Below are 2730 nucleotides of genomic sequence, written 5' to 3' on the forward strand. Positions count from 1 at the left end.
GTTCAAACTGGTGTTGTTACCTAAATTTAGTTGAAACTTTTTCAAGTAGATGCATCAGATCTAGTCTGAACTAATACAGCTTAACTGAAGAAATACCATTTCCTATCCAGTGTTAACGCTAGATTAAAATTGCCCCACCCACGTAATTAATTTTTGCAATGCAGGCTTTCATTCTTTCACATCAGTCTTTCCGTGTAAAAGAACGATTTTAGAGCTATCATACTGATTTAGTTCTAATTGCAATTCATGACAACGGAACAACAACGCACTCTCTCGCTTTACCGTGTCGTCAGCCAATGCTTGAAAGTTATCGCGTTGCTCACGGTAACGGTGCTTTAGCTCAGCTTGCTTGTCACGCTCAGCCCTTAGGCGGGCTTCCTTAGCAACCCCTGCTGATTGGCTTTCTAGCCCAACTTGGCTCTTTTGCTTGGCTATATGATGCTTAATCGCGACTCTTGCATCGGCAATCACCTCGGGGTACTTATAAATCAACCCTTGGCTACATCCAGCTTCCTTGTTAATTCGCAATAAGCTGATTTTACCGTCAGCTTTGGTTCTTTCAGGCTGCCCATCTAGAAGGCGCCGAAGCGCATTGCGTAGACGTTGTTCAGTGATTTGAGTCTTACTTACTTTCATAGCGCCTCTCCGACTCTCGCAGTCTTAACCTTGTCAACAAATGGCTCAAATGGGATATTATGTTCGCTCAAGGTTTTTTCGATGGCTTTAATTTCGGTCAGGATGTCCGTTAGGATCGCTGCCATGTAGTAACGTCCAGAGTTCAGGGCGCGGAATTTTCTAATCCAACGCTGGTGCCGAGGAAGTTTGGTTTCAAGTACTTTTTCTGGCGTTAGTACCTCATGCTTGCAAGTCTCCGTGGACTTGTCGCTGGCACAAATTCGGTCACATTCTGGATTAAAACAGTAGCCTGTCGGGTGCTCAACTACCGAAATGCTGTTAGTGCGCAGCATCGCACGGATATCCTCCCGAGACATATAGATCTGCCCAGGATACTGGGCCTGATACTTCTCGCGCTCGGCTATTATCCGTCGACCTTCGAACCCTGTCAGTGTCTCGCTCTCATTGAAAATATGAAATAAGGTGTTCTCGTGGATTGCAAGGTTTGCCTCCTGGATCATCTGTTGCAATTCCGCATCCATCTTGAGATCAAGTACGGCAGCCATAGATGTACCATTCTGATACCAATTGGTCATCATGAGGTTGTCGTGCTTATATTGCGCCCGCAAACTCATCAAATTGCCCAAGCGGTTGCGGATCAAAAAACAAGCGTAGCTACGGCGAAAGTCGTGGTTAGACAGTTTAGGAAGCAAAGCTCCCGCTTTAAGTTGGCCCTTACGGGTTGGATTAAGGGCATCAAACTCAACGACATCGTCTGCCAACGCGCGGACACCGTATTTTTTGGCAAATTTACGCAGTTTGGCCTGTGTATTGCCCATGACGACCTGTTTTTCTTGCAAACAGGTACTCAATACCAAAAATGCAGATGAAAGCTGAGTTAATTGACGATTACGTCTAGGGCTAGGCGGCAACGCCTCCAACTTGGTACGGTAGTGTTTTCGAGCAAATTCACTTGAATCGTATGCGAGCTCTAATGCCAACTTGGCAATGGGATGAGTAACCCAGGATTCAGCCATTGGTTTTCCTGCGCGCTGATTCTTACTGATTAGCCCATGCAGTAATGGGACTGCCCGCCCCTTGTAACAACGGCTTTCATCATAACTAGCTGGGTTCATTGACTTACCTTCCGCCTCGCGCACGCCGCTAAAGCCAATTAGTACAAGCCAACAAGCTGTCTGAATCTCGGAGGCACACAAAGCCTTGGCTTCAAGGTAGAAATCGTCAAATGGAACATCATGCGAGATGTCGTTACCGACATCGCGGGCAAAGGCCTTACCCTTATAGGTACTTTTTGCATGTAGGTAAGCATCATATGCAGCGCTGATAACATGTCTATGAGGGTGATAACGCTCAACTATTTCTATGGCGGCAGCGAACAGTTTGCAGGCCATTCTTTCAGGCAGGGCGATGTGTTGCTCTCGCCTTTTACCTGCCACCCATTTTTTTATCAATTTATCACCAGGTTGAACATAGCGTGTTATCAACCCAACCCGCCATAAGTCTCGTAGCCCAGCCACAATACGATCCACCGTCGTTTGGCTTGGTTTTCTTGCCTTAAATGCCTTTTGAAATTCGGTATAACGAGTCTCCTGATCAATCTGCTTCCAGTCGGTACTACCGAGCAGTTCAGCAATGATTTGCAATGCGTTCCTGGTGTTAGTAATTGAAGATATACCAACCTGCTTACCACGGATGATAAGATGTGTGGCGAACTGAATACCTAGACGGTCAGCCTCGTTAATGTGCTTAAAGCTTACCTCTAAGACTGCACCCACTTTGGCATCCAACATACCGTGGTAATCCCATGATGGGTCTTCAACATAACTACATGGCATGCCATTCAAGTGGGTGGTGGCCACAGTACGTGCTCGTGTAGGATAGGGGCGTAAAGGAAAAGAGTAGAGTGCATTCATCCATAAATTCTCATCAAGTCATCAATTGCTTCATCATCGCTATATAGTGGGTGTGGTGCTTCTCGATTCATCTTTTCGGCCTCATTGTAAGCGCCCGGTGCTTTAGCTCGGAGTTTCTCAAGAATGAGCTCAGTTTTATTTTCAGTTACGCTGAATTTTTCTGACGGATAACTGTTATAAG

3 protein-coding genes are annotated in these 2730 nt (G+C 46.0%); all 3 read right to left on the reverse strand.

Annotated features, from left to right (window positions below):
* Positions 1-168 precede the first annotated feature (168 nt).
* Positions 169-636 carry a hypothetical protein gene (locus L876_RS0116205; RefSeq protein WP_028764753.1) on the reverse strand — a complete coding sequence of 156 codons (468 nt, stop codon included), beginning with the start codon at positions 634-636 and terminating at the stop codon, positions 169-171.
* Positions 633-2549 (reverse strand): hypothetical protein, encoded by a 1917-nt coding sequence (locus L876_RS0116210; protein ID WP_028764754.1) that lies wholly within the window; start codon positions 2547-2549, stop codon positions 633-635. Before L876_RS0116210 ends, L876_RS0116205 begins: the two co-directional genes overlap by 4 nt.
* On the reverse strand, positions 2546-2730 hold a 185-nt coding region (locus tag L876_RS22970; RefSeq protein ID WP_037429052.1), incomplete at its 5' end, for a hypothetical protein. The genes L876_RS22970 and L876_RS0116210, both read right to left, overlap by 4 nt.

The organism is Shewanella colwelliana ATCC 39565, from assembly GCF_000518705.1.
Taxonomy (GTDB): Bacteria; Pseudomonadota; Gammaproteobacteria; order Enterobacterales; family Shewanellaceae; genus Shewanella; species Shewanella colwelliana.